This is a genomic window from Flavobacterium panacagri, assembly GCF_030378165.1.
GTDB classification, from domain to species: Bacteria; Bacteroidota; Bacteroidia; order Flavobacteriales; family Flavobacteriaceae; genus Flavobacterium; species Flavobacterium panacagri.
This window is the reverse complement of record NZ_CP119766.1, coordinates 2201723-2226714: the sequence shown is the minus strand read 5'-3', so window position 1 is coordinate 2226714 and position 24992 is coordinate 2201723. Positions and strand designations below refer to the sequence as shown.

Genomic DNA, 24992 nt, shown 5'->3' with positions numbered 1-24992 from the left:
GAAATAATCTCATGTGAAATCAAAATACCTGAATTATGAAAAATTTTACTGCTTTTTTATTCGTGTGCATTTTAGCGTTAACCGCTTGCAAAAAAGATCAATCAAAAGAGAAACAAGATGTTTCAGACAAAACCCCATCTGCCAATTCAATAACTGCAATTACCAAAGAGGCATGGATTTATGGATATCCTATATTTTATAACTACAAAACCATTTATGCCAATGCACTAGATAAAACACATGCCGCTTATGCCGGTTTTAATAATTTTAAAAGTTTTGCATCAAGTGCAACTCCTGCAGACACTTTGGTTATTACCATAAATAATGATACTCCGTATTCGATGGCGGCTCTTGATGTTTCGAGCGAACCTGTTGTTTTGGAAGTTCCTAAAATTGAAAACGACAGATATTATGTAATGCAGTTTGTTGATCTTTACACCTTTAATTACGAATATATTGGGACTCGTGCCACTGGAAATAATCCTGGTAAATATCTTATTGCTGGCCCAGACTGGAAAGGCGAAACCCCGCAAGGAATCAATAAAGTTTTACATTCTGAAACCAATTTAATATTTCTAGTTGGTCGCACGCAGCTGCACGATCCTTCAGATGTAGCTAATCTTAAAAAAATACAGGCACAATATAAAATAATTCCTTTACACGAATTTACAAAACAGGCCGCTCCGCCAGTTAAAAAATACAATCTGCCACTTCCTGTCTGGAAAGAAAGCGATTATAGTTCGCCTGAATTCATTAATGTATTAAATTCTTTATTGCAATATGCAAACGAGGACAGCAGTGAGAAAGAACTTAGAGCACGTTTTGCAAAAATTGGAATTGTACCTGGCGTTGCTTTTGACAGCTCTAAATATCCTCCGGAAACTATTAAGGCAATTGAAAAAGGAATTGAAGAAGGAAAACAAGAGTTGGAATCTAATTTAGCTTCTCTAAAAGACTTCGGAAATCTTTTTGGTACCCGAGCCGAACTTAAAAACAACTATCTCAACCGTGCCGTTGCAGCCGCTGCCGGAATTTATGGAAATACAACAATAGAAGCCGTTTACACAGGAAGTACCAATGATAAAGACAAACAGCCGCTTTTAGGAAACAACAAGTATATTTTAAAATTCAGCAAAAAAGATTTACCCGAAGCAAAATACTTTTGGAGTATTACAATGTACAACTTACCCAAACGTTTTCTTGTTCCAAATCCAATAAACAGATACTCTATTGGAAATAAAACGAAAGGTTTAAAATTTGAGTCCAACGGAGACTTGAATATTTATCTACAAAATACTTCGCCTGGAAAAGATAAAGAAAGCAACTGGCTGCCTACTCCTAAAGAAGGAAACTTCATGTTTGTTACCAGAATTTACGGCCCACAGCCAGATGTAATTAATAATGTCTGGAAAATGCCTTTACCGGAAATTGTAAAATGATAATGTATTAATTCACAAAAGCTTCGGAGAAATCTGGAGCTTTTTTTATAAAAAAAACTTGCATCAACTTTCACTGATGCTCGATAGATTAATTTCAAAAACATCAAACTATATATTTCTAAATCGGGTAAAAACACTTAGAATTAATTCACTAAAATTTAAAACTTTTGTAAGTCAAAAACATTTTAATTTATTTCTATTAACCTAAACCAAACAAATGGCAAAAAAAATGAAAAGAGCGAAGAAGAACAAATAGTTCTATCAATGCCTAATCCACGATTAGTAAAATTAATAATAAAAAATTTTAGGAGTATAGGCTCAGAAGGGGTACATATAGATTTGAACGATATTGTTGTTTTAGTTGGGCCAAATAATGCTGGGAAAAGTTCCATTTTAAAAGCTTATGAAACAGTAATGCATGATGGTTCTAAAAAATCATTTTTAAGTATAGATGACTTTCCAAACAACAACGTTGATCCCGAAAATCTGCCACAAGTTGAATTACATTCAATTGTATACGAAGAAAGAGTTGGTACCCATTGGTTACATAGAACAGAAAATAATGAACTTATAGTTAAAGAAAAATGGACATGGAATGGACCTGGACAAAATCCCATTAGAGTTGGATACAATACAGAAATAAATGATTGGGATACAAAAGCCCCTTTTGGTTTTGCAGCTGTTGCGAATCTTAGAAGACCAGAACCACATCCTGTATTAGCATTTGACAACCCTGATGTACAAGCAAAAGCAATTGCTGATTTATTAATGACTGCAATTAATGAAAAAGTTCTTGGATTACAAGCTGAAGAAGAAGAAAATGAATATTTCAAACTACTTGAAAGCTTAAAAATATTACAAAACAAAGTAATAGATGAATCACAAGAACAAATAAAAACAGCAAATGAAGAGCTTTCGAAATTAATTTCCAAAGTTTTTCCTGATTACATTATTGACTTTGAACTTGACGCAGAAAACAACATAGACAAATCTATATCCTTGTTTAAATCCGCTACAGTAAATCTTCTAATGGGTCCCAAAGATGGATATAAAAGTTCAATTGATAAGCAAGGAAGCGGAGCACGCAGAACTTTATTATGGACAGCTTTAAAATATCTATCAGAATCTACTAGAGTCTCTGTAGAGGGACGACCTTCGAGGCCTCATTTATTATTAATAGATGAACCAGAAATTTGTTTACATCCAAATGCTATTAGAGAAGCTAGTAATGTTTTGTATGAGTTACCAGAAAATAACAACTGGCAAGTAATGGCAACTACTCATTCCCCAATATTTATAAATTTTGATAGAGATAACACAACAATTATTAGAGTAGAAAAAAACGAGAATGGTGTTGTAAAAGGAACTACCGTTTTTAGACCTGACAAAATTAAACTTGGAGATGATGATAAGGAGAATTTAAAATTGCTAAATCTCTGTGATCCTTATGTCGCTGAGTTTTTTTTTGGGGGTAAAGTAATTATAGTTGAAGGAGATACTGAATATACTGCATTTAATTACATTAAAAATCTTAATCAGACAAAGTACAATGATGTTCATATTATTAGAGCAAGAGGCAAAGCAACTATCGTATCATTAATAAAAATATTAAATCAGTTTGGAGCTGATTATTCAGTATTGCATGATAGTGACAGACCTTGGAATCAAGAAGGTACAAAACGAAGTTCTGCTTGGGGAAACAATCCTAATATTTTAGGGGAAATAGAAAATAGACCTGCGAATGTAAACGTTAGACTAATTGCTTCATTACCTAATTTCGAAGAAGCTTACTTTGGAGAAGAAATAAAAAAAGACAAACCTTATAACGCTTTAGAAACTATAAGAAGTAATGAAGCAAAAAGACAAATAATCGAAAAATTGTTTAATGCTCTTATAGATCATAAAAGTGATCTTCCTCCAAATTGTTCCGAGTGGAATAGTATTGATGAGCTGCATAACACATTAGCAGCCATAATAGTACTTCCACCATTTATTGGCAATTAGTAAAAACACATCTAAAACTGAAAAAACTATATTTATTTTAATAAAAACTAATACATTAAATTAAAGCTTCAGAGTAATCTGAAGCTTTTTTATGTTATTCTTCCTGAACCAACATTTCCTGAATCAAATCCAGTAATTCCATTTCATCTGTCGGAAATAAATAAAGTGCTTGTTCCAAAATTAATCCAACATCAATCGCTTGGTTTTTACAATTATCCTGTTCCAGTGCTAAAATACAAAGCTTTAGCATGTTGGTAATAACACACCCAAGCTCTGAATAATTCAGCATTTTGATTTCTGCACTAGGAGACTTTCCATCTTTTGGTTTTAGTGTATTTAAATATAATCTGGACAGCTTTTTTATCTCGTCTAGCTTTTTCACTTCATTCATTTCCATAAGATTATTTTTTATAGTTATCATAAATGATAACCAAGTAAGGCAAATATATAACAAAATTTGAATTATCATAAAAGATAATTTATTTTGAACAATACCATACAACAAAAAGTCGGAAAACGAATTCAGGAAATTAGAATTCAGAAAAATCTTTCTCAGCAAGATTTAGCATCAAAATGTAACTTTGAAAAAAGTAATATGTCTCGATTGGAAAAAGGAAATGTCAATGCAACGCTTTCAACTTTAGAAAAAGTATGTAACGCATTACAGATAGATTTTACTGAACTATTTAAATTCTAAATTTACTTCTCCTAAAAATGCAATTTAGTAGACTGCTTAATATAACTCATTACAAAAGAACTCTGCACTTTACTAATATTTGGAATGTTGGATAATTTTCGAATAAAATCATTAAACGCTTCGGGATCTTTTACTACCACTTTCAAAACATAATCAAAAATTCCGCCTGTTACATAACCTTCTACAACCTCATCGAGTTCCGAAACTTGTCGTGAGAATTCTTCGACCAATTCTAAACGCTGGCTTGTTAAAGAAAGATTTATAATTACAGTGAAATTCAATCCTACTTTTTTCGGGTCAATTATCGCGACATAATCTTTGATATAACCTTCATTTTCGAGTTTTTTTATTCGGTCGTAAACAGAAGTTCGCGACATATTTAGTCTTTCGGTTAAATCTGTAATATCGAATCTGGCATTCTGCTGTAGGATTCGAAGTAGTTCTATTTCTTGTTTGCTTAATTCTTGCATCGGATTTTTTCCAGTTAAAGTATAAAAAACAATTTAATTTCGGACAAAAATCATAAAATTTTCTATTTTAAAGAATTAAATACATATTTAATTTTAATATTTCGTTCATAATTCTACAATAAATACTTTTGACTGTACAAAACATATTTTAGAATACAAAAATGAACAAATATATTATTATTGTCGCTTTGGGCGCTTTGAGTTTCGGAATGCTGTCTTCTTTCGCCAAAATTGCTTATGGAGAAGGTTACAGTCCAGCTGAAATTACGTTGACGCAAGCCCTGATGGGAACTTTGATTTTATGGTTGATTGCTCTTTTCAAAAAACTTAAAAACGGTCATAAACTAGCTTTAGACTGGAAATTGCTTTTAGCGGGAACTACAATGGGTTCTTCTGCTTACAGTTATTATTTGTCTGTTGCTTATATTCCTGCTTCACTAGCAATTGTTTTGTTAATGCAAATTACATGGCTAAGTATTTTGGTCGAATGGATTGTTTTTAAGAAAAAACCAAGTACCGTTGAAATCGGTTCTTCGTTATGTATCATTTTAGGAACTGTATTAGCGGGCAATCTTTTGGAACTAAACAACACCAATATTTCTTTTAAAGGAATTCTTTTAAGTTTATTATCAGCTATACTTTACACTTTGTATATCGTTTTTACGAGCAAAATCGGAAAAGAAACCCCAATGTTCGAAAAAAGCGCTTTAATGACAAGCGGATCTGCTATGATTATATTTTTAATCAACTGCGAAGCGATAACTTCAAGTACACATTTAGATTTTGGTTTACTGCAATGGGGAACATTTTTAGCAGTTTTTGGAACTGTGATTCCACCAATTTGTTTTACTGTCGGAATGCCTAAAATTGGTGCAGGTTTAAGTTCGGTTCTGCTGACTTTAGAATTGCCGGCAGCGGTTTTCTGCGCCCATATTATTTTGGGCGAAAAAGTAACTTTACCACAGCTATTAGGAATTGCTATAATGCTTGGTGCCATTATCTATCTTAATATTTCTAAAGCCAAAAAAGAAAAAGTAATGCAAAACGAAACAGCTGTATGTTAATCAATTGCAACGGAAATACTCTTTATGCTGAATATCAACATGCTTTTAAAGACAGGCCAACATTCGTTTTTCTGCACGATTCTTTAGGCTGTGTCGAACTTTGGAGAGATTTTCCTAAAAGAATTGCCATTGCCTGCCAATGTAATTTATTAGTTTACGATCGTTTGGGTTACGGAAAATCGAATCCTATGCCAACCTTTGTACGATCTGTAAATTACTTAGAATTGGAAGCTACAGTTCTAAACGATATCTTAGAACAACTAAATATTAAAAATGCTATTTTATTCGGTCATAGCGATGGTGGTTCTATCGCGTTGATTGCTGCTGCAAAATATCAAAACCGCATCAAAATGGTTGTTGCCGAAGCAGCCCATATTTTTGTAGAAGAAATTACGCTCGAAGGAATTCGGCAGGCCGTTCAGGCTTATGAAACAACAAATCTCGCTTTAAAACTAGAGAAATATCATGCCGAAAAAACAGAAAACGTTTTTAAAGCATGGACAGAAACGTGGCTTCGAGATGATTTCAGAGATTGGAACATTGAAGGTTTACTTCCAAAAATTAAATCTCCGTTGCTTTTCATTCAGGGCAAAAATGACGAATATGGCACTTTAGCACAAGTTGAAAAAACGTTGCATTTAGTTAATGGAAAATCAGAGCAATATATAGTTCCAAACGTAGGACACACACCTCACAAAGAAGTACCAGAAGTAGTTTTAGAAAAAGTTACAGCCTTTATAAATTGTCATTTCTAGGCAGCTTTCTTTTCCCGTCGTTTTTTCTTTTCTATTAATTGTAGATGATTCTCGGCACACAAAATATTTTCTGTTGTACCATTTTTTTGAATTTCAATCAGATAATGAAAATCTCTCTGTTTTGAAGTAGATTTTATTATCAGCCCTTTTTTGAAATCCATTTTTCTTTCTATCACTTTCGCCTCATAAGACCTCCCACTCAATGCTGTGTAGGAGACATCTTGTCCTTTTACAAATTTCATCGTTTTAGCTATTCGGTTTATAAATATTCGCTAATACTAGTAAGTCTTTTTACAGATAAAAATCAATTGTTAAGGGGGATAACGGATTTTTTTCTTACTGAGGCGCAATATAAAAAGTTTGCAAAACCTGAAAACACGTATTTATACCTGTTTTTGAATCTGGAAAAGTTAAAATTTTAAAGTCACTTTTCTAACTGATTCAAATTTGGTACAATTTAGAACAGCTGTTTTCCTTTATTTTTTTGATCAATTAAGTAGTTTTGAAGGAATGAATTTTCATTTCCAAAACAAAAAAATTAAGATCAAAATGGTACACGAAAGAGTAATGGAGAAATTGGCGATCTTAGCGGATGCAGCCAAATATGATGTTTCCTGTTCTTCCAGTCAAAGCACCCGAAAGAACAAAGACAAAGGTTTGGGCGACACTGGACACGGAATTTGTCATGCTTACACAGAAGACGGACGCTGTGTTTCTCTATTAAAAATTCTACTGACCAATCACTGCATTTTTGACTGCGCTTATTGTGTAAGCCGAAAAAGCAACGACATTAAACGCGCTGCTTTTACGGTTCAAGAAGTCGTAGATCTTACCATAGGTTTTTACCGAAGAAATTATATTGAAGGATTGTTTTTGAGTTCGGGTATTTTTGATAATGCCGATTTCACTATGGAGCGTCTGGTTCGAATTGTAAAGAAATTACGACTGGAAGAAAACTTCAATGGTTACATTCATTTAAAAGCCATTCCAGGTGCAAGTGAAGAACTGTTAAAGGAAGCTGGATTATATGCCGATCGTTTAAGCGTAAATGTAGAAATGCCAACCGAAAAAAGCCTAAAACTGCTTGCGCCAGACAAAAATCACAAGGACGTGATTCAACCAATGGAATATCTTAAAAATGAAATTGTTGGTTATAAAGAAGAAAAGAAATCTAATTATAAAGCACCGTTATTTGCTCCTGCCGGGCAAAGTACACAGATGGTGATTGGCGCCACGCAGGAAAATGATCTTGAAATTTTGGGAATGGCCAATTATTTCTACGATACCATGCAGATGAAAAGGGTTTATTATTCCGGCTATGTACCAATAAGTTACGACAACAGACTTCCTGCAATTGGAACTCCCGTGCCAATGATTCGGGAAAATCGCTTGTATCAGGCCGATTGGTTAATGCGTTTTTACGGATTTAATGTCAACGAAATTGTCGGTTTTGACCAGCCGAATCTTGATTTGGATATCGACCCAAAATTAGGATGGGCATTGCGAAATCTACATCAGTTTCCGGTTGATATCAATACTGCCGATTTAGAACTGATTCTGCGAATTCCTGGAATTGGGGTTTTGAGTGCTAAGAAAATTGTCGCGGCCAGAAAGTTTAAAAAATTACAGGCCACTGATTTACAAAAATTAGGAATTGCATACAGTCGTTCCAAATATTTTCTGGCTTTTGCTTCTCCTTTTCAGCTTCAAAAAGACCTGACTTCTGCTCAGATCAAAGAGCATATTCTGAATTTTCAAAAGAGCAAATACCAAAATAATTTCTCCAATCAGCTGGCTTTATTTTAATCAAAATGACACAGATAATTTACGACGGAAGTTATGAAGGCTGGCTTACGGCTGTTTTTGAAATCTATGAATACAAATTCAAAGATGTTGCTTTCGCGAAAGACGAAACTTCGAATGCTTTACTTTTTTCCAATAGGCATTTTGTAAATACGGATCATACTAAAGCCGATCGTGTTTTGAATGGTCTTCAAAAACGCCTTTCCAACAGCGGATTTTCGAATTTGTATTATGCTTTTTTATCTGAAATGAATCAGATTGAAGAAACCCTGTTTCGATATGTACAATATGTTTTGGCAAGTCCAATTAATATCGAACAGGATTTCAGCAATACTAGTGTTTTAAATGTGCAAAAAGCAACGCATTTAACCGGTAAAGAAAGCCACAGGATGAAAGCTTTTGTTCGTTTCAAACTGACCAAAGACAACTTGTATTATGCCATCGTAGAGCCAGATTGCAATGTATTGCCTCTAATAGAAAATCATTTTAAAAATCGCTACGCTGACCAACGCTGGCTAATTTATGACGCTAAACGCAAATACGGCATTTACTATGATCTCGAAAATATATCAACAGTCGAAATACAGTTTGATGCCAACTCTTCTTCGTCTAAATTCCTTGCCGAAATATTTGATGAAAATGAAGAATTTTTTCAGAGTTTATGGCGTAATTATTTTAAAAGTGTCAATATAGAATCCCGTAAAAACACGAAGCTTCACATTCAACACATGCCTAAAAGATACTGGAAGAATCTGACCGAAAAGATTCCTGATTTAAAAAGCAGAAAATAGATTTTTTGTTGATCTTCATAAAAATCTGTATAATCAGACGCGGATGATACAGATTCGCTAACGCGAAGACGCGGATTAAAAAGGATTTTTTATTAATCTGTCTAAAAAATTTAATAAATAAAAAATCTGTTTTAATCCGCGTTTTTACGAAGTAAATCCGTTTTATCCGCGTTACCAATATGCTTTATACTGAATTATTAATTTGTTTAGCGGATAGCCTTATTATTTTAAACACATAGAGACATGGTTTTTTAGAGATTAAAAAAAGGCGTTTCACTAATTTAAATGCACATAGTTTAGCTATGTGTGGAAACTTGTTTCTTCTAATTTCTTTTTTGACACAATCCTAATATATGTTTCTATGTGTTTAAATATTTTTTGAAATTTGCCCCAGCTAATTGCTATTTACTTTTTCGAAGTGCATCTAACAATTCAGCCAAATCAACAACTCCGTAGGTTGAGCAATAATCTGAAACGGCATAAGGCAAAATCAAACTGTTGTTGTGAATTATTGCACCGCAGGAATACACTACGTTTGGCACATAACCTTCACGTTCGTCTTCCAACGGAGCGAGTAATGGTTCTGTAAGTCTTCCTATTTCTTTAGACGGATCTTCCAAATCAAATAAAGAGGCACCAATACAATAACGTCTCATGGTTCCTACTCCATGGGTAATAACAAGCCAGCCTTCTTCTGTCCAAAGTGGTGAACCGCAATTTCCGATTTGCGTTAATTCCCAAGTAAAACGAGGTTCCTGAAGCAAAACCGGTGTATTCCATTGCGTGGCTCTATCAGAATACATAATGTAATTGTTTACACCATCGATTCTGGCCAACATAGCGTATTTACCTTTGATTTTTCTCGGAAACAAAGCCAGATTTTTGTTCTGCGCTCCTTCTCCATGAAGCGGCATTACTCTAAAGCTATAAAAATCTTCGGTAGAAATTAATTTTGGTAAAATCGTATGTCCGTTATAAGCTGTATAAGTTGCCATAATACGGACAGAATCGTCATCATCCACAAAACGAACAAAACGCGCATCTTCAATTCCACGGCTTTCAGAATCAGAAATTGGAAAAATAACACGTTCCGTAATATCCGAATCGTGTTTGAATTGTAAATCGTAAAAGGAATTAGCGAGCCATAATATTTCCTGTAAAGCTGTTTTTCTTTCTTCTCGAATAGCAGGATCTTTTAACGCATCGGTCAATGTATTTTTAAGCACTGCAAACTCAAATTCATCTGGAAGATCGTGCATAATTTGTTCGATATACTTATCTGTAGTATGCATTTCTGCCAGTTTTGTTAGAAATCTTTCTTTGTTAAATAAGGTCTTATGTTCGATTTCGGCCTTATCAATATGATTTCCGATTTTCATGATATGCAGATCATTGTTTCTATCCAGAATTCCTCTTCTAAAAACAATAGATGAAATATGTCCTTCGCCCGTAGCTCTAAACGAAATGACAACACGTTTTTCGCCTGCTTCTAATCCAGTCTGGTCAAAATCTTCTACAATTGATGGATTGAAAATCGCAGCCGATTCAATTGCATATTCCATTGTACAATAGGAACCAATCAACATTTTTCGGTCAGAAGACATGCCTTCATAATTGATCTGTAATTCTTCTATTATAGGTCTTATTCTTTCGCAATGTTTAAAGAAAACTGCCGAGATATTTCGGTGTCGTCTGGCGAACTCACGAAGCGTTTGTTCCAAAGTCTGTGATACTTGTTTTTCGTCGAGCATCATAATCCGAAGCACCATTTGCTGGGTTCTTTCGTGCCCATTCATAAAATATCGGGCAACTACTCTTCTGGAATCTGGTGTAAATTTTATGTTTTTTCGAACTACTGATACGCGCATAGTGGTATTTTTTAGGATATTTAATATAGGTGAATCATTATTCTACAACAAGTTAATCATTTTGTTAAAGAAAAAGGCTTAATTTTTATTAAACTTTAACTTTTGAAACACTATTTATAAAGATTGTATTCTGTTAAATATACCCTGAAGAGTACTTAAAAAGTTTCACGCAGATTTAAAAAGATTTGAGCAGATAAAAGCAGATTATCATAAACCCATTAGATCTAATTAATAGAAAAAAATTAAACACATAGGAACATAGTTATTTGTTTGTCTAAAAAAGAGATAAAAAGAAACTAGTTTCCAACGCATAGTTTGCTATGTGTATTGATGCAAATGAAATGCCTTTCAGCTATTGTATAACTATGTTTCTATGTGTTTAAAAATAATTACTCCCAACTAATTATTATAATTAAATCTGCCTAAATCTGTAAAATCTGCTTGAAATAATTTAAAAACAAACGATAAAAAACTTTTTTATATTTTCGTCTTCAAACTGCCAATCCTAAAAAATGAAGAACAACGTAAAAATTTTGAGAGAAACCCAAAACATGACTCAAAATGAACTGGCCGAAAAATCGGGACTTTCGTTAAGAACAATTCAGAGAATCGAAGCCGGAAGTATTCTAAAAGGATTTACACTCAAAACTCTTGCACAATCGCTGGAAACAGAACCAGAAAACCTCATAAATAAAAATGAGAAAAGCGAAGTAGAAAGAGCTAAAATCATCAATCTTTCTGCTTTAACAGGACTTATTATTCCGTTTGGAAGCATCATTTTTCCTTTGATTCTGACTTATAAAACCAAAGATCATAAAAACCGTGAATTAGGAAAACAAATCATTACTGTTCAAATTTTCTTAAGCCTTATCCTTTCATTTTTATTGATTTTAAGTCCGTTTATTCAACGTGCTTTTTTGATAAAATTTCCACTTTTTCTCATTCCGTTAATTACAATTCTGGGTTTGAAATTGGTAATTGTTATTCTGAATGGTATTAGCCTAAATCAAAATCAAACATTAGCTATCAAACTAAAACACAACTTCTTATAATTGGAGTCATAAAACTGACGTAAAAATGTCGCATTGATTTTGCGCGAAAATCGGAAGCTAAATCCGAATGTTGCAAAAAAAATCAGTCATGAAATTATTTAAGAAAGTTGCCCTTATTATTGTAACGATTATTGTTTTGTCCTTATTTGGAGGATATTTTTATTTTCAAAAGAAATTCACACCGCCGGAGAATTATCTGAACGTTTCAGGAATTGCAGAAAACATTCCGCTGAAATGGATTTCAGGCAATGAAAATCAGCATGAAGCTTTACTAATTCCGGTACAAATTGACGGAATTGACAAAATCTTTTATATGCAGTTTGATTCCGACTCGCCGATTACTGTTTTCTATAAAAAATCATTAGCATCAATCTCAGAAAAATTTCTGAATGCGATAAAAATGGACTCCGCAAAAAAACAGATTTCAACAGGTTTTACGATTAGAAATATGAAGATTAATTCGGCTGTTTTTCAACTTTTAAATTATGGAAGTGTAATCGATTTTGACAATCCAGATGCGGAAAATATTGTAGGTACAATTGGAACCGATTTACTGGAAAAACGAGTAACTATTTTAGATTTTAAAAACAGTAAATGTTCCTTTCTTGAACAAATATCAGAAGAAAATTTTACAGCTTTTGAATTCAAAAAACGCAAAATATTGATTCCTTCAAAAATTGAAAATCAAGATTTGAAATTGCTCTTTGATACAGGAACAAGTGGTTACGAATTGATTACGCAAAAAGAAATTTGGGAAAAATACAAAATCAAAAATAGTCCGATAAAAGCCGAAAAAGGAAATTCTTGGGAAAATACACTGGATGTATATTCCGCTTCCGCGAAAAAGAAAATACAGTTTGGAAATTTAGTTTTAAACCTTTCTGAAGTTACTTATATTGAAGGCACTTCAGATCTTCAGAAATTTCTAATGAAACGCTCCGGAATGCAGGGAATGATTGGGAATAAACTATTTCTCCAACATAAACTGATTCTGGATTGTAAAACCGAAAAATATAAACTGGAATAAAAGTAGTTTTCTTTCTATAGAATAAAGTTAAGAATTGATCTCAATGATGCTTTTAACGTTTTTTATAAATGTTTCAGTGTCTTTAATTTCTTGTTTGATAGACAAATGATGATCCTCCAAATTGTATTGATCCAGCATATCTTTTTTGAGATATTTAATCATAGATTCGATGCTTCTGGAATCATTTTCGCCTTGTCTATTTAACTCACGCTGTTTACTTTGCAAGTAATCTAAAGTCTCTTTTAATCTTTGAACGTTTAATTTTCCTGTCATTTAGTATTCTTAAAATTCATAAAAAATAGTAGCCAGAAATGCGGTAAGATTCAGTATGTTCCAAAAACTAATTATCATTCGAATTTACCTCATTCCCAACCACTATCTTCCCACACTTACGTTCAAATTGACCATTTGGTTTTGAGGTAAATTGATTTTTTTTATCATTTTCAAAACTTCACTAATAAAACATTGACTTACAAATAATTACACAAGAAAAATGTTTTCTTTTTTCTGAAATTTCAAAAGAATGACAAAGATTACAAAGCTTTTTTAGAGCAAAAAAACATAACTTTCAGAATTTCAAAACGTTACCAAAAACAATCTTAAATTGTGAATATCTATTTCGATATTTAACTATTTATTTTGCAGTATGATTTATCTTTGGCATCTTTAAAATTTAGAAGAAAATGAGCGCAATTTGGTACGAATGCAAAGTAAAATATAGAAAAACTGACGAAACCGGAGGACAAAAAGTTTTAACCGAACCTTATTTGGTCGATGCTTTGTCTTATACAGAAGCAGAAAAAAGAATGACCGAAGAAATGGCCGCTTATACTAGTGAAGAATTTAAAATCACAGCCATTAAAGTAGCCAATTATGCCGAAATTCATCCTTTTGAAAATGCGGACAGATGGTTCAAGTCTAAAATTACATTAATTGCTTATGATGAAGAAAGCGGCAAGGAAAGAAAAACGAGTATGTATATGCTTGTTCAGGCAAACGATGTTCGCGAAGCTTTTGACAACACACTTCACATCATGAAAAATACAATGGGTGAATATTCTATTCCATCTATTTCAGAAACACCAATTATGGATGTTTTCCCTTATTTCAGCGGTGAAGAAGGCGAAACCGAAATGCTGGAAAGATTTAATGCCCTGAAAGCTTCTAAACCAGATAAACCAGAAGTTGAAATAATCGACCACATGGAATTTGAAACGGCAACAGAAGAATAAGAATTCAATAAAAGCTTCAGAGCAATCTGGAGCTTTTTTATTTTATATTCAAACACATAGAAACATAGAATTTACTTTACGTTAAAAGGCGTTTCACTTGCATAAAGGCACATAGTTTATGCGTGATTGATATCTCATTTATTTTAATCTTTTTCAAAAATAAAGTCTATATTCGTTAAGCCTTTTAACTGAAACAAAATCATTTACGCTTAAACCAAAACTTCATGAATAAAAAAACACTGATTTTAATTGGGTTTATTCTGCTCAAATTTGTTTTACAGTACGTTTTAATTAGTCCAGAATATGATTTACAGCGTGATGAATATCTGCATCTGGATCAGGCGCATCATTTGGCTTGGGGCTATTTATCGGTTCCGCCGGTTACTTCTTGGATTTCGTGTCTTATTTTATTGCTGGGTAATTCGGTTTTCTGGGTCAAGTTCTTCCCTGCCCTTTTTGGTGCTTTGACGCTTTTGGTTGTTTGGAAAACTATCGAGCTTTTAAAAGGAAATCTCTACGCTTTAGTTCTTGGTGCATTGGGCATTGTTTTTTCTTCTTTGTTACGTCTTAATATGCTGTATCAGCCAAATTCGCTGGACGTGTTGTGCTGGACGTTATTTTATTATATTCTGATTCAGTATATCACTTCAGAAAAAAACAATTGGCTCTATTTAGGCGCTTTTGTTTTCGCATTTGGCTTTCTTAATAAATACAACATTTTGTTTTTGTTGCTGGGATTAATTCCTGCTATTATACTTTCGAATCAGAGAAAAATATTAGTTAAAAAAGAGCTTTATTTTGCTCTGATTATGGGCTTTCTTTTCATAATTCCAAATCTTTTATGGCAATACAGAAATCATTTCCCGATTGTGCATCATATGAAAGAACTGGCAGAAACGCAATTGGTAAATGTAGAACGAGTTGGATTTTTAAAAGAACAGGTTTTGTTTTTTATTGGAAGTTTTTTCGTAATTCTGGCTTCTTTGTACGCCTTATTATTTTACAAACCATTTGAGAAATACCGATTCTTTTTTGGTTCGATCATTTTCACTTTAGTTATCTTTTTGTACTTCAAAGCAAAATCTTATTATGCTATTGGTTTGTATCCCATATACATTGCATTTGGATCTGTATTTCTTTCGAACGTTTTACAAAACGGGTGGAAACGTTTTTTAAAACCTGTATTTATTGCACTTCCGTTATTGTTTTTTATTCCGATGTATTTCATGGCTTTTCCGAATAGAAGTCCAGAACAATTGGTTGCCGAAAAATTAGAAACACATCGTTGGGAAGACGGAAAAGAACACGACTTATCTCAAGATTTTGCCGATATGCTGGGCTGGAAAGAACTTGCCCGCAAAACCGATTCGATTTATGCTTTGTTTCCCAAAACAGAAAATACTTTGGTGCTTTGCGACAATTATGGTCAGGCCGGAGCTATAAATTATTATACCAAAAAAGGAATTAAAGCCGTTTCTTTCAATGCCGATTATGTGAATTGGTTTGATTTGAATCTTTATTACAAAAACTTAATTCGTGTTAAAACATTTGAAGAGAACAGTGACGAATTTAAAACAACGAGTCCGTTTTTTGAAAAGGCTTTTGTAGGCGGTCAGATTACCAATAAATATGCGAGAGAATACGGAACGACTCTTTTTGTTTTTGCAAATGCCAAAATCAACATCAACAAAAGATTAAAACAGGAAATTGCCAAAGAAAAAAATTATAAGAAGTAATTATAAATGACCGATTTCAAGAATATAACCTATTTAAAAACAGGAAATCAAAAACAACAATTGGCTTTTGAAGTTTTAACGAAACACAAAGTTCTAGAAAAATTAGTTGATTTTGATCCGATTTTAGTCGGTACTATTCCAATAAACATCGATATCGAAAACAGTGATTTGGATATTGTTTGTTACTGGAAAAACAAACTGGATTTTATTGAAAGAGTTAAACAACATTTTGAGAAAGAAACTCATTTTACAATTAGAGAAATTGTAATTGATGATCAGGAATCGGTTGTTGCAAACTTCTTTATTGACGTTTTTGAAATAGAAATCTTTGGGCAAAATATACCAACCGAACTTCAAAACGGCTATAAACACATGATTATTGAAGACAAAATCCTACATTCCAAAGATAAAAACTTCCGACTGGAAATTATCAAACTCAAACAAAAAGGCATCAAAACAGAACCCGCATTCGGCTTATTACTAGGCTTAAAGGGAAATATTTATCAGGAATTACTGGATTTTAAAATCTAAAAAAAACAACACTTCTCAAGAAATATAAAAAATAAAGTGCAAAAATTGTTTGCATAACCGTATTTAGTGTGTATCTTTGCACCCGAAACATCGCGGGATAGAGCAGTAGGCAGCTCGTCGGGCTCATAACCCGAAGGTCACAGGTTCGAGTCCTGTTCCCGCTACTAAGTAAAAACACCACTTATTACATGTGGTGTTTTTTTGTTTTTTAACATTTTGCAATATGGATGAATTTGTTGTTTACATTCTGTATTCTGAAAAATTCAAGAAAAACTATACTGGATTTACTTCCAATTTAATTGAAAGATTTAAATCTCATAATTTTCTTGAAACGAAAGGTTATACTCCAAAATATAGACCTTGGACAGTAATTTATGTTGAGTTTTTTAATTCAAAATCTGAAGCTATGAAAAGAGAAAAATATTTAAAAACTGGAGTGGGAAGAGAATTTATTAAAAATCTTGTTTCTAAAATTTAGCTCATCGGGCTCTTATCCGCCACGGCGGACACAGGTTCGAGTCCTGTTCCCGCTACTAAGACAAAAAGCTTCAGAGAAATCTGGAGCTTTTTTTATGGTTCGAAAAATCTTGTTTCAATTACTTAAATTTTTAAGTCCCTGCATTTACAAGCAAATTTGGTTAGAGTCCCGTTATGTTAAACTTGCAATTACAAATGATTTTTTGTTAAAGCAAATAGTCATAAATAATCAACTTAGTCACAACCTTTTCCGAATTTCAAGCATCTGTCCTTATGAAGAGCAATTAATTCGTCAAAAACACTTTTTTTATTGTTAATTTGATGAAATCAATTTCTTTATTTTAGAGAGAATAAAGAAATTCTGAAGAATTAAAATAAGAGACAGAGACATAAAACAATGATTTTAAAATAATTAACCTAAAATAAATTCAATAATTCCAAACTATGAGACAGATGTTTGCCTTTCTTTTTATTCCTATTTATTAAGTTTTTGCGCTCAACAAAAAATAAACATGGCATAAAAATTTATCTGTAACATGCAAAAACAGCAAAAAAATTCTTCTCTCCCCAACCTTTTTAGATTTTAACACATCCATATAATAAAGAGAACCTAAAAAACCACAATACATACCACAACATGAATAAATATTACTTCTTAGTATTATCAATTATATTGATTTCAAATTTAAGCTGTGCACAAACTCCAGATTCTTTTTCTATAATAGATCCTGTTGTAGATACTACTTTAGTAATAAATCCTAATGCTGGTTTTGAGACTCCGCTTTATATCAAAAATAAAAACTATATTGTTTTTCAAAAGAATACCAGTGAAAGAAAAATTCTAAAAGATGCAGATGTTGAATCTTTTAGATCTCCAAGATTCAATGAATATGGTCTTTTTGCTTTAGACAAAAATGGCGTTTATTATAATGGAGATTTTATAGCAACTGATACAACCGGTTTTAAAATTATTGCCGAAATCAGGAATACAGATTACCTTGTTCGCCCGGATTTAGTTTGGAAAACAAAGGATAAGCTTTTTAAAAACAATATCGAAATCAAGGAAGATATTGATATCGAAAGTTTCAAATCGGCCTATTCTTTTTCAACACTTTATTTTAAAGACAAAAATCATCTTTATTACAATTTCAAAAAAATAAAAAACGCTGATGTAAATTCACTTTCAGAGACTGTTAATACTGTAATCTACGACAAAAACTACGTTTATATAGATGGTGAAATTGGGTTGCATAACGGAGATACTCTTCGGTCTGTAAATCATTATTTAATGAAAACTTCAACCGACGTATTAATATTAGGCGGCAGATCAGTTGTTCCAAATATTGATGCAAAAACTATTCGACCATTGTCTAAACATTATTCTATAGATAAGAATTTTGTGTATTATGATGGCAAAAAAACGGCACTAATAGCAAAAAATCCAGAAAATATTAAAGCTTGGGATCAGATAAACAGCCGTTATATTTCTGATGGTAAAATGGTGTATGCTGGTGCAAATTTTCCATTTACTTCAGTTGACGCTAAAACTTTTGGAATGATTCCGTCTTCAGATTGGTACTTTGACAAAAATGGAATTTATGGACAAGAATGGGACGAAAAAGAAGGAAAGTCTGAACTTAAAAAATTTCCTTTTGTATACACACGAAAAGTTACATCCAAAAATACTTTTCATGGTTATTATTATTTAATCTATGAAAATCAGGCTTACGATGTTTATAATAAGAAAATGTATAAAAATCTTTCTCCGGCGCAAATCAATGCTGCAAAAAACGCTAAAACAGATATCCTCAATTCAACACAAATTAATCATTATGAATATAAATTGTATAAAGCGAATAACAAAATATACATTAATGGTAAAGAAACCACTGCAGATGCTGAAACGTTTGAAAGAATTCTGAATTATTACAAAGACAAAAATAACATTTACGTTTATTATGGCAGTCAAAAACTTATTCCCATAAAAGGTATTGATGCACAAAGCGTTAAAACATTCTACAATTTTCTAGCCGACAAAGATTATATCTACCGAGGCATTAATAAAATAATTAAAAATAAGAATGTCGAAATATTAGCCATTATGACTGGCTACAGACTTGGTTGTGGTTCAGATACAACTCCAGCATCTGATTATTATCTTCTTAAAAATGATGAAGGATATTGGCTCGCTCTAATTTCAAATGTAGTTAAGATTAAATATTTAGGCAATAAACCCATTAAAGGCGCAGGAAATATTGGCACTTTATATACTCCTCCGGCAATAATCAAGCCTGGAACTATAGACGAAAACAAAATTTATAATACAGCAGAACTCGATGTATTGCCCGATTATAACGGTGGAATGGCTGCAAAAGTGAAATTTATAGATAAAAACTTTAAAGCACCAAAAGATGACGGAGAAATACTTCAGGGAAAAGTTTATTTGTCTTTTATAATAGAAAAAGACGGTACAATTACGAATCAAAAAGTATTGAGAGATTATGGCTATGGTTCCGGCCCAGAAGCTTTGAGAGTTTTGAATAAAATGCCAAAATGGATTCCAGGACAGATAAAAGGAAAAACAGTTCGATGTCTTTATTCTACTGTATTCCTTATTCATAAATAAATTATAATCAGAAATTATTATCCCTTTTAATGCTTGAAAAATCATATTCTGTATTTCCATTTTTTATAAAAGAAACATTTATGAAAAGAATACTATTCGTTATTTTGCTTTGTTGCACGCCACATAATTTGTTTTCACAAGCAATAACAGGTTATACCTTAATTCCTGATGCTAATTTCGAAAAGTGCCTGATAGATATGGGATATGATTCTGGTAAACCTGACGGAAAAGTATTAACGGCTGTAATTTCTAAAGTAAAATCATTAAATATTTCAGAAAAAAGCATTTCAGATTTAACTGGAATACAAGATTTTGAAGCATTAGATAACATATCATGCATCGGAAATAAATTAACAAAACTGGATTTTAGCAAAAATACCGTCTTAACCTTTTTATCCTGCGGCAATAACAAACTAAAATCATTGAATGTAACAAAAAACACTATTCTAACTCACTTGTTGTGTTATGATAATCAATTGAAAGCTTTAGATGTAACGCAAAATGCAAAATTAAATCAGTTAGATTGTTCCAACAACAAATTAGCAACTTTAGACCTGAGTAAAAACACTGTCTTGCAGTATTTAATGTGTTTCGAAAATCAGTTAACTTCTTTAAACTTGAATGAAAATAGCAATTTAGAGTATTTACAATGCTCTAATAATAAATTGGCTTTTCTGAATCTAAGCCAAAATTCAAATTTAATTACTTTGGAATGCAATAATAATAAATTGACCCATCTGGATATAATGCAAAACATTAATCTGAAATTCATACAATGTCAGGAAAATCAATTAACAGCTATAAGTTTTTCAAAAAATAATAGACTTACTGAAATTAACTGCTCCAATAATCAATTGACTGTATTAGATCTTAGCACTAACAAAGCTTTGACTGGTTTGGGATGCAGTGAGAATCAGCTAAAAACATTGGATTTATCAAACAGTCTTTCTTTAAAAGGTTTTGATTGTTCTAAAAATCAATTAACTGATTTGAATATTAAAAATTGTCCTCTTATAAGTTATATGTTTACTGAGGAAAATCCTGATCTAAAATGTATTAGTGCAGACTTTGATGGCAAACCGTATCATGTCAATGATATTTCAGATTTTTCAAAATGCAAAATAATATGCGCAGAAATCGAACCTGGATATACAGTGATTCCGGATGTTAATTTTGAGAAAGCTTTAATTGCACTAAAATATGATTCTGGTGAACCAGACGGAAGAGTTTTTACAGCAAATATTGCCTCGATTACAGATTTGGATGTTTCCAATAGACAAATCCAAGACTTAAAAGGTTTGGAAGATTTTATCGCTTTAAAAACATTAGATTGCTCTAGAAATAGCATTGAAAATCTGGATATTACCGAATATAAAGGTTTGACAAAACTAATTTGTACTAAAAACCTAATAACTTCCTTAATTGTAAACAAAAATAAAAATTTAACTGCGCTTTACTGTCAGGAAAACTATCTTAATACTTTGGATATTTCCGGAAATAAGGCTCTAAAAGAACTAGATTGTGAATCTAATAGTATCGATTTAGATATTTCAAATAATAAAGCACTTACTTTATTAAATTGTCAGCGCAATCACATGACTTCTTTAGATGTTAGCCAAAATAAAGCGTTGGTTACTTTGAATTGTGATTACAACAACTTAAAATCTTTGAAATTGTCTAAAAATAAATTGCTAACCAATTTAAATTGTGATGGCAATAAATTAACAACTTTAGAACTTTCAGAAAATAAAGCACTGACTACCTTATATTGTAACAATAACGTATTAACTGATTTAAGTGTTATTAAGAACACTTCATTAATCGAATTGGGCTGTCATGCGAATCAAATAACAAACCTCGACTTATCTAAAAATTTACATTTAAACTATATCGATTGTCAATCTAACAAAATATCAGATTTAGATGTTTCTAACAATATTGCTTTGACAATTTTACGATGTGACAGCAATAAATTAACAACTTTGAATTTATCTAAAAATGTAATTTTAGGGGAGTTGTTTTGCAGTAATAATCTCTTGACTACTTTAGATATAAGTCTGAATCCAAAATTGGAAAAATTTGCTTGTGCAAATAATCAATTGACAAACCTTGATGTTTCTAAAAATAAAGGCTTAAGAATGTTATATTGCAATGAAAACAAACTAAAAACACTGGATATCAGTTCAAACAAAGTACTGAATAATTTTAGCTGTGTATCGAATCAAATAACGACTTTGGATATCTCTAAAAATACACTTTTATGGTATTTAAATTGTAGTTCAAATAAACTGACTAATTTAGATTCAAGTCAAAACACTCTTTTAATGCATTTTGAATGCAACTCTAATTTATTGAAAACTTTAGATGTCACTAAAAACACAGCTTTAAAAGAGCTTCGTTGTCAGCAAAATAAAATAGAAAATTTAGATCTGTCTCAGAATCTGCAATTAACCAGAATTACGTGTGAAGATAACAAGTTGAAAACTCTCGATTTATCAAATAACACAGCATTGCTTGCTTTAATTTGTTCTTCGAATGAATTGAGTTCTCTTAATCTCAAAAACGGAAATAATAGTACAATATCTTATGTTTCCGCTACTAAAAATGAAAATCTGAAATGCATTCAGGTTGATCAAGAAAATTTTCCTTCTTCCCGATGGTTTAAAGACTCCGGTGTCTATTTTTCTACGTCATGTCAATAAAAAGAAATTTATTATTGAGTATACTTATGCGAGGAATTTGACATCATAAAATAAGTAGTCAAAATAATCAAAACCTCTAATCAACAATAGACAAAAAGAAATCAAAATGTAAATGGCAGATTTTAATACCTCCTTATATAGGCATCACTCAATGACTAATTATATTTATTCTTTTTAAATCATATAGAGAATGGTTCGAAAATTGTTCCGTTGGGAGTACAACAATTAAAGCTTCAAAAAAATCTAGAGCTTTTTTGATTTTTTATACTCTTTTTGGTAAGTTGTTACACATAGATTCTTCTTTTTTAATTAGCTCGATGTATCACTTCCCATGTAGGTTCAAATTCTAACTCTTCAAAGTTTATTGAATGCAAATTTTTATCCTTATAAATACCATTGCTAAAAGTATCTTGTATCCAATTTTCAAAAATCCAAACTCCAGTTTTTTCAGGTTTACCCCATCTTCTTGTTTTTAAAATTGTAGCTTTTGAGTCTATTCTTTCAGACAACTCTTTCAAAATCGGCCTGGAGTCAAATTTTAAACTTTTGGCAATTGCCACTACAATAAAATAGCCAAATTTAATATCACGACTATTTTCAAAATCAGTTTCATTAGATATTGAAATATAAATATCTGGCGGTGATTGTCTTTTTTCACAAATTGTCCAACTTGGCGACCATAATTCAAAATCGAGAAAGTAATTATCAGTATTATTAGCTATTGTCCATTTTTCGTGTGACTTTTCATCCCATTTGAGTCTCCCAAGCTTTATTTCTGAATGATATATAAATTCCTTTTCTTTTTTGGAAATACGTTTTTCAAGTTTGTATTTGGTCGCTTTACATCCTGCCTCTTTAAAAATTCCGTTCTGTTTTATCAGCAAGTCAAAATATGGCTCAAAATCTGATTTCCAATTTGCTGTTATCCAAGGTAATTTGTTCTCATTCGTCTGCCCAAAAATTAAGCAAAAATCATATTGTCTATTCTCCCAACTTGAATCAGCATTAGTCAAATTGTCGTAAAGATTTATAAACTGATCTTTAAATTGCTTTATTAACTTCATTTTCTGTTAGTTTGTTTATGGATATAACTAATATTATACATATAACAAAACTATCAAAATTGTCACAGATATTCTGTTTTAATATAAATCATTACGATGCGTAGACGATTACATTATAATAATTCACAATAATCTGGTTAGATATTTGAATACTTCCCGCTACCAATACAAAAAGCTTCAGATTTCTCTGAAGCTTTTTGTATTTTCTAAGCTTTTGTTTAGAACTGAATTTTCATTACGTTCACAAGCGAGACGCTATACCTTGCGCAAGCTTCATCAATTAATGAACTTATTTTACTTTGATCTAATTGCTTTGATAAGTTTAGCATTACGTCTGTCTGCCCTCGAATTCTGAAGTGACAAAACAGCCCATATCGCTGCAGGAATCCACCCTATGAGCGTAATCTGCAGAATAAGACATAATAAGGCCGTCAAGATTTTTCCTCGCAGCAGAAAAGACAGCGAAGGAAAAAATATAGCGATTAAAGTCATCATAAGTTTTAGTTTTTAAAATAACAGCAATTAAAAAAAGAGGGAGAAATAAAAATCACCTTAAAATATTAGTCTTCAATAAAACTGTTTTGTTTCAAAAACAGCATTAAATAATTATTCGGAGTTTAATAATACTGGATTTTTTTATCTTTCTCATGGTTAGCAAAGTGCAATTTAGGTTATAAACAAATACTTCAAAATATCTCCGTTTTGGTACTTTTCATTAAATCTATGCTAAAATCTATTATTTGTTCTTTTTAATTTACGGTCGAAAACTCCGTTTTCCATCGATTGTATTCAAACACCTCTGTCAAAGTTTCATTTTCGATTTTAAATATCTTTGAGGTACCTTCTCCATTACGCTCCTTACCTTTATAAATTGTAATTCTGAAGTATTTTTTATCTTCGGAAAAAACAGGAATTGAAAAACTGAAATAGAAATGATCTTCAATACTTTTTTCAACACTTTCTATTTTTTCAGTAGCTTTTCTTATTTCTAATTTGGTTTTATGCTTTCCCCAGCCAGGATTTATTATCACAACAATTGCATTTGGAATGTTTAGATTTATGATGCTATCATATTCTGATTTGTTTTTTACTTTAATTAAATGTCTTGAATGTCTAACAATATTAATACAATCGCTTTCAGTATATATTTTACAATTATTCAATTTAAAAGTTTTCCAATTTATCCTTTTCTTTTCTTCTTTTGGCGTCATTATTAACTCAATTGGAAAAAGTGAATCTTTAATGAAGATTTCTCTTTTCTGATAATTCTGAATACTGTAATCAAATTCTCTTTCAATTAAGTTTTCCTCTGCAAGGTTTATATATTTAAAATTATCTGGCTTAATTTCTGTGATCATTAAATTCATAGCTCTTTCCAGATCAATGTGCTGTCCATAAATTTGAAAAGAGCATACAAACAGAAACAAAATGAGTTTTTTCATTTTAGTAATTTTTGAGTTACATATGTAAAAAATCCACTGTTACGCAAAGTCTTATTCGCAATGCTGCGCAATCTCGAAAGCTTTCGGGATTGCGTAGCTTTTCAGTTTAACGCTTAGGAAAGCAGAGGGTTTTATTTTTTTGTTATTCTATATCGACTATCTGTGCTCCACACGAAAGGATTCGTACGGGGCGTTAGGATGTAGTTCACCAA

23 protein-coding genes and 1 tRNA gene are annotated in these 24992 nt (G+C 31.8%); 16 read left to right on the top strand and 8 right to left on the bottom strand.

The genetic code is table 11. The annotated features are described in order from the left end of the window. The first annotated feature begins 35 nt into the window (after positions 1 to 35). Both P2W65_RS10065 and P2W65_RS10060 read left to right on the top strand, forming a co-directional pair. Positions 36 to 1439: a DUF1254 domain-containing protein gene (locus tag P2W65_RS10065; protein WP_289665297.1), complete on the top strand. Its 1404-nt coding sequence runs from the start codon at positions 36 to 38 to the stop codon at positions 1437 to 1439. Positions 1440 to 1703: 264 nt separating this feature from the next. After that, on the top strand, positions 1704 to 3443 hold the full coding sequence (locus P2W65_RS10060) for an ATP-dependent nuclease (protein ID WP_289665296.1): 1740 nt from the start codon (positions 1704 to 1706) through the stop codon (positions 3441 to 3443). A gap of 94 nt (positions 3444 to 3537) precedes the next feature. Here the strand turns inward: P2W65_RS10060 and P2W65_RS10055 are convergent, their stop codons facing one another. Beyond that, positions 3538 to 3840: a hypothetical protein gene (locus P2W65_RS10055; RefSeq protein WP_289665295.1), complete on the bottom strand. Its 303-nt coding sequence runs from the start codon at positions 3838 to 3840 to the stop codon at positions 3538 to 3540. Between the two features lie 87 nt (positions 3841 to 3927). On the opposite strand from P2W65_RS10055, the gene P2W65_RS10050 reads away from it, so the two are divergent. Further along, positions 3928 to 4140, top strand: a complete 213-nt coding sequence (locus P2W65_RS10050) for a helix-turn-helix domain-containing protein (RefSeq protein WP_091492688.1) — start codon at positions 3928 to 3930, stop codon at positions 4138 to 4140. A gap of 11 nt (positions 4141 to 4151) precedes the next feature. Here the strand turns inward: P2W65_RS10050 and P2W65_RS10045 are convergent, their stop codons facing one another. Next, entirely contained in the window at positions 4152 to 4610 is a 459-nt protein-coding gene (locus tag P2W65_RS10045; protein ID WP_289665292.1) for an Lrp/AsnC family transcriptional regulator, read from the bottom strand. Between the two features lie 161 nt (positions 4611 to 4771). Here P2W65_RS10045 and P2W65_RS10040 point away from each other — a divergent pair, with 161 nt between their 5' ends. Together P2W65_RS10040 and P2W65_RS10035 are read left to right on the top strand one after the other, a co-directional pair. Next, complete coding sequence (locus P2W65_RS10040; RefSeq protein ID WP_289665290.1) at positions 4772 to 5674, top strand: EamA family transporter; 903 nt, start codon at positions 4772 to 4774, stop codon at positions 5672 to 5674. After that, complete coding sequence (locus tag P2W65_RS10035; protein ID WP_289665288.1) at positions 5668 to 6429, top strand: alpha/beta fold hydrolase; 762 nt, start codon at positions 5668 to 5670, stop codon at positions 6427 to 6429. Before P2W65_RS10040 ends, P2W65_RS10035 begins: the two co-directional genes overlap by 7 nt. Here P2W65_RS10035 and P2W65_RS10030 read toward each other — a convergent pair. Further along, a complete protein-coding gene (locus tag P2W65_RS10030; protein ID WP_289665286.1) occupies positions 6426 to 6671 on the bottom strand; it encodes a hypothetical protein in 246 nt (81 codons plus the stop codon). The genes P2W65_RS10035 and P2W65_RS10030 overlap by 4 nt on opposite strands. Before the next feature lie 307 nt (positions 6672 to 6978). On the opposite strand from P2W65_RS10030, the gene P2W65_RS10025 reads away from it, so the two are divergent. Together P2W65_RS10025 and P2W65_RS10020 are read left to right on the top strand one after the other, a co-directional pair. After that, a complete protein-coding gene (locus tag P2W65_RS10025; RefSeq protein ID WP_289665284.1) occupies positions 6979 to 8235 on the top strand; it encodes a putative DNA modification/repair radical SAM protein in 1257 nt (418 codons plus the stop codon). Positions 8236 to 8240: 5 nt separating this feature from the next. Next, positions 8241 to 9023, top strand: a complete 783-nt coding sequence (locus P2W65_RS10020; RefSeq protein ID WP_289665282.1) for a TIGR03915 family putative DNA repair protein — start codon at positions 8241 to 8243, stop codon at positions 9021 to 9023. A gap of 401 nt (positions 9024 to 9424) precedes the next feature. On the opposite strand, the gene P2W65_RS10015 is transcribed toward P2W65_RS10020, so the two are convergent. Further along, positions 9425 to 10891: a glycoside hydrolase family 130 protein gene (locus tag P2W65_RS10015; RefSeq protein ID WP_289665281.1), complete on the bottom strand. Its 1467-nt coding sequence runs from the start codon at positions 10889 to 10891 to the stop codon at positions 9425 to 9427. Positions 10892 to 11403: 512 nt separating this feature from the next. Between P2W65_RS10015 and P2W65_RS10010 the strand changes: the two genes are divergently transcribed. Then, positions 11404 to 11943: a magnetosome magnetite crystal formation protein family gene (locus tag P2W65_RS10010; protein ID WP_289665279.1), complete on the top strand. Its 540-nt coding sequence runs from the start codon at positions 11404 to 11406 to the stop codon at positions 11941 to 11943. Between the two features lie 88 nt (positions 11944 to 12031). After that, entirely contained in the window at positions 12032 to 12970 is a 939-nt protein-coding gene (locus P2W65_RS10005) for a hypothetical protein (protein WP_289665278.1), read from the top strand. A gap of 27 nt (positions 12971 to 12997) precedes the next feature. Here P2W65_RS10005 and P2W65_RS10000 read toward each other — a convergent pair whose 3' ends face one another. Continuing rightward, complete coding sequence (locus P2W65_RS10000) at positions 12998 to 13243, bottom strand: hypothetical protein (RefSeq protein WP_289665277.1); 246 nt, start codon at positions 13241 to 13243, stop codon at positions 12998 to 13000. Between the two features lie 410 nt (positions 13244 to 13653). On the opposite strand from P2W65_RS10000, the gene P2W65_RS09995 reads away from it, so the two are divergent. From P2W65_RS09995 to P2W65_RS09965, 7 genes are all read left to right on the top strand, one after another. Further along, on the top strand, positions 13654 to 14202 hold the full coding sequence (locus tag P2W65_RS09995; protein ID WP_289665275.1) for a DUF4494 domain-containing protein: 549 nt from the start codon (positions 13654 to 13656) through the stop codon (positions 14200 to 14202). A 224-nt stretch (positions 14203 to 14426) separates the two neighbouring features. Continuing rightward, positions 14427 to 15938, top strand: coding sequence for a glycosyltransferase family 39 protein (locus tag P2W65_RS09990; RefSeq protein ID WP_289665274.1), 1512 nt, complete (start codon positions 14427 to 14429; stop codon positions 15936 to 15938). 6 nt (positions 15939 to 15944) lie between these two features. Further along, positions 15945 to 16469: a DUF4269 domain-containing protein gene (locus P2W65_RS09985; protein ID WP_289665272.1), complete on the top strand. Its 525-nt coding sequence runs from the start codon at positions 15945 to 15947 to the stop codon at positions 16467 to 16469. A gap of 91 nt (positions 16470 to 16560) precedes the next feature. Continuing rightward, positions 16561 to 16633 (top strand) — tRNA-Met (locus P2W65_RS09980). 59 nt (positions 16634 to 16692) lie between these two features. Beyond that, the gene (locus P2W65_RS09975; protein ID WP_289665271.1) at positions 16693 to 16947 is read left to right on the top strand and encodes a GIY-YIG nuclease family protein; all 255 of its coding nucleotides are present in this window, start codon (positions 16693 to 16695) and stop codon (positions 16945 to 16947) included. A 636-nt stretch (positions 16948 to 17583) separates the two neighbouring features. Further along, positions 17584 to 19572: a DKNYY domain-containing protein gene (locus P2W65_RS09970; RefSeq protein ID WP_289665270.1), complete on the top strand. Its 1989-nt coding sequence runs from the start codon at positions 17584 to 17586 to the stop codon at positions 19570 to 19572. Positions 19573 to 19652: 80 nt separating this feature from the next. Then, positions 19653 to 22274, top strand: coding sequence for a leucine-rich repeat domain-containing protein (locus P2W65_RS09965; RefSeq protein WP_289665269.1), 2622 nt, complete (start codon positions 19653 to 19655; stop codon positions 22272 to 22274). A 305-nt stretch (positions 22275 to 22579) separates the two neighbouring features. On the opposite strand, the gene P2W65_RS09960 is transcribed toward P2W65_RS09965, so the two are convergent. From P2W65_RS09960 to P2W65_RS09950, 3 genes are all read right to left on the bottom strand, one after another. Then, complete coding sequence (locus P2W65_RS09960) at positions 22580 to 23338, bottom strand: hypothetical protein (RefSeq protein ID WP_289665267.1); 759 nt, start codon at positions 23336 to 23338, stop codon at positions 22580 to 22582. Positions 23339 to 23632: 294 nt separating this feature from the next. Beyond that, positions 23633 to 23833, bottom strand: coding sequence for a YqaE/Pmp3 family membrane protein (locus P2W65_RS09955; protein ID WP_218651370.1), 201 nt, complete (start codon positions 23831 to 23833; stop codon positions 23633 to 23635). 254 nt (positions 23834 to 24087) lie between these two features. Beyond that, positions 24088 to 24780, bottom strand: a complete 693-nt coding sequence (locus tag P2W65_RS09950; RefSeq protein WP_289665266.1) for a hypothetical protein — start codon at positions 24778 to 24780, stop codon at positions 24088 to 24090. Positions 24781 to 24992 lie beyond the last annotated feature (212 nt).

What these genes read in the sequence shown, in the direction of transcription:
- P2W65_RS10065 (WP_289665297.1), top strand. Translation starts at nt 36, where the DNA reads ATGAAAAATTTTACTGCTTTTTTATTCGTGTGCATTTTAGCGTTAACC.
- P2W65_RS10060 (WP_289665296.1), top strand. Translation starts at nt 1,704, where the DNA reads ATGCCTAATCCACGATTAGTAAAATTAATAATAAAAAATTTTAGGAGT.
- P2W65_RS10055 (WP_289665295.1), bottom strand. Translation starts at nt 3,840, where the DNA reads ATGGAAATGAATGAAGTGAAAAAGCTAGACGAGATAAAAAAGCTGTCC.
- P2W65_RS10045 (WP_289665292.1), bottom strand. Translation starts at nt 4,610, where the DNA reads ATGCAAGAATTAAGCAAACAAGAAATAGAACTACTTCGAATCCTACAG.
- P2W65_RS10040 (WP_289665290.1), top strand. Translation starts at nt 4,772, where the DNA reads ATGAACAAATATATTATTATTGTCGCTTTGGGCGCTTTGAGTTTCGGA.
- P2W65_RS10035 (WP_289665288.1), top strand. Translation starts at nt 5,668, where the DNA reads ATGTTAATCAATTGCAACGGAAATACTCTTTATGCTGAATATCAACAT.
- P2W65_RS10030 (WP_289665286.1), bottom strand. Translation starts at nt 6,671, where the DNA reads ATGAAATTTGTAAAAGGACAAGATGTCTCCTACACAGCATTGAGTGGG.
- P2W65_RS10025 (WP_289665284.1), top strand. Translation starts at nt 6,979, where the DNA reads ATGGTACACGAAAGAGTAATGGAGAAATTGGCGATCTTAGCGGATGCA.
- P2W65_RS10020 (WP_289665282.1), top strand. Translation starts at nt 8,241, where the DNA reads ATGACACAGATAATTTACGACGGAAGTTATGAAGGCTGGCTTACGGCT.
- P2W65_RS10015 (WP_289665281.1), bottom strand. Translation starts at nt 10,891, where the DNA reads ATGCGCGTATCAGTAGTTCGAAAAAACATAAAATTTACACCAGATTCC.
- P2W65_RS10010 (WP_289665279.1), top strand. Translation starts at nt 11,404, where the DNA reads ATGAAGAACAACGTAAAAATTTTGAGAGAAACCCAAAACATGACTCAA.
- P2W65_RS10005 (WP_289665278.1), top strand. Translation starts at nt 12,032, where the DNA reads ATGAAATTATTTAAGAAAGTTGCCCTTATTATTGTAACGATTATTGTT.
- P2W65_RS10000 (WP_289665277.1), bottom strand. Translation starts at nt 13,243, where the DNA reads ATGACAGGAAAATTAAACGTTCAAAGATTAAAAGAGACTTTAGATTAC.
- P2W65_RS09995 (WP_289665275.1), top strand. Translation starts at nt 13,654, where the DNA reads ATGAGCGCAATTTGGTACGAATGCAAAGTAAAATATAGAAAAACTGAC.
- P2W65_RS09990 (WP_289665274.1), top strand. Translation starts at nt 14,427, where the DNA reads ATGAATAAAAAAACACTGATTTTAATTGGGTTTATTCTGCTCAAATTT.
- P2W65_RS09985 (WP_289665272.1), top strand. Translation starts at nt 15,945, where the DNA reads ATGACCGATTTCAAGAATATAACCTATTTAAAAACAGGAAATCAAAAA.
- P2W65_RS09975 (WP_289665271.1), top strand. Translation starts at nt 16,693, where the DNA reads ATGGATGAATTTGTTGTTTACATTCTGTATTCTGAAAAATTCAAGAAA.
- P2W65_RS09970 (WP_289665270.1), top strand. Translation starts at nt 17,584, where the DNA reads ATGAATAAATATTACTTCTTAGTATTATCAATTATATTGATTTCAAAT.
- P2W65_RS09965 (WP_289665269.1), top strand. Translation starts at nt 19,653, where the DNA reads ATGAAAAGAATACTATTCGTTATTTTGCTTTGTTGCACGCCACATAAT.
- P2W65_RS09960 (WP_289665267.1), bottom strand. Translation starts at nt 23,338, where the DNA reads ATGAAGTTAATAAAGCAATTTAAAGATCAGTTTATAAATCTTTACGAC.
- P2W65_RS09955 (WP_218651370.1), bottom strand. Translation starts at nt 23,833, where the DNA reads ATGATGACTTTAATCGCTATATTTTTTCCTTCGCTGTCTTTTCTGCTG.
- P2W65_RS09950 (WP_289665266.1), bottom strand. Translation starts at nt 24,780, where the DNA reads ATGAAAAAACTCATTTTGTTTCTGTTTGTATGCTCTTTTCAAATTTAT.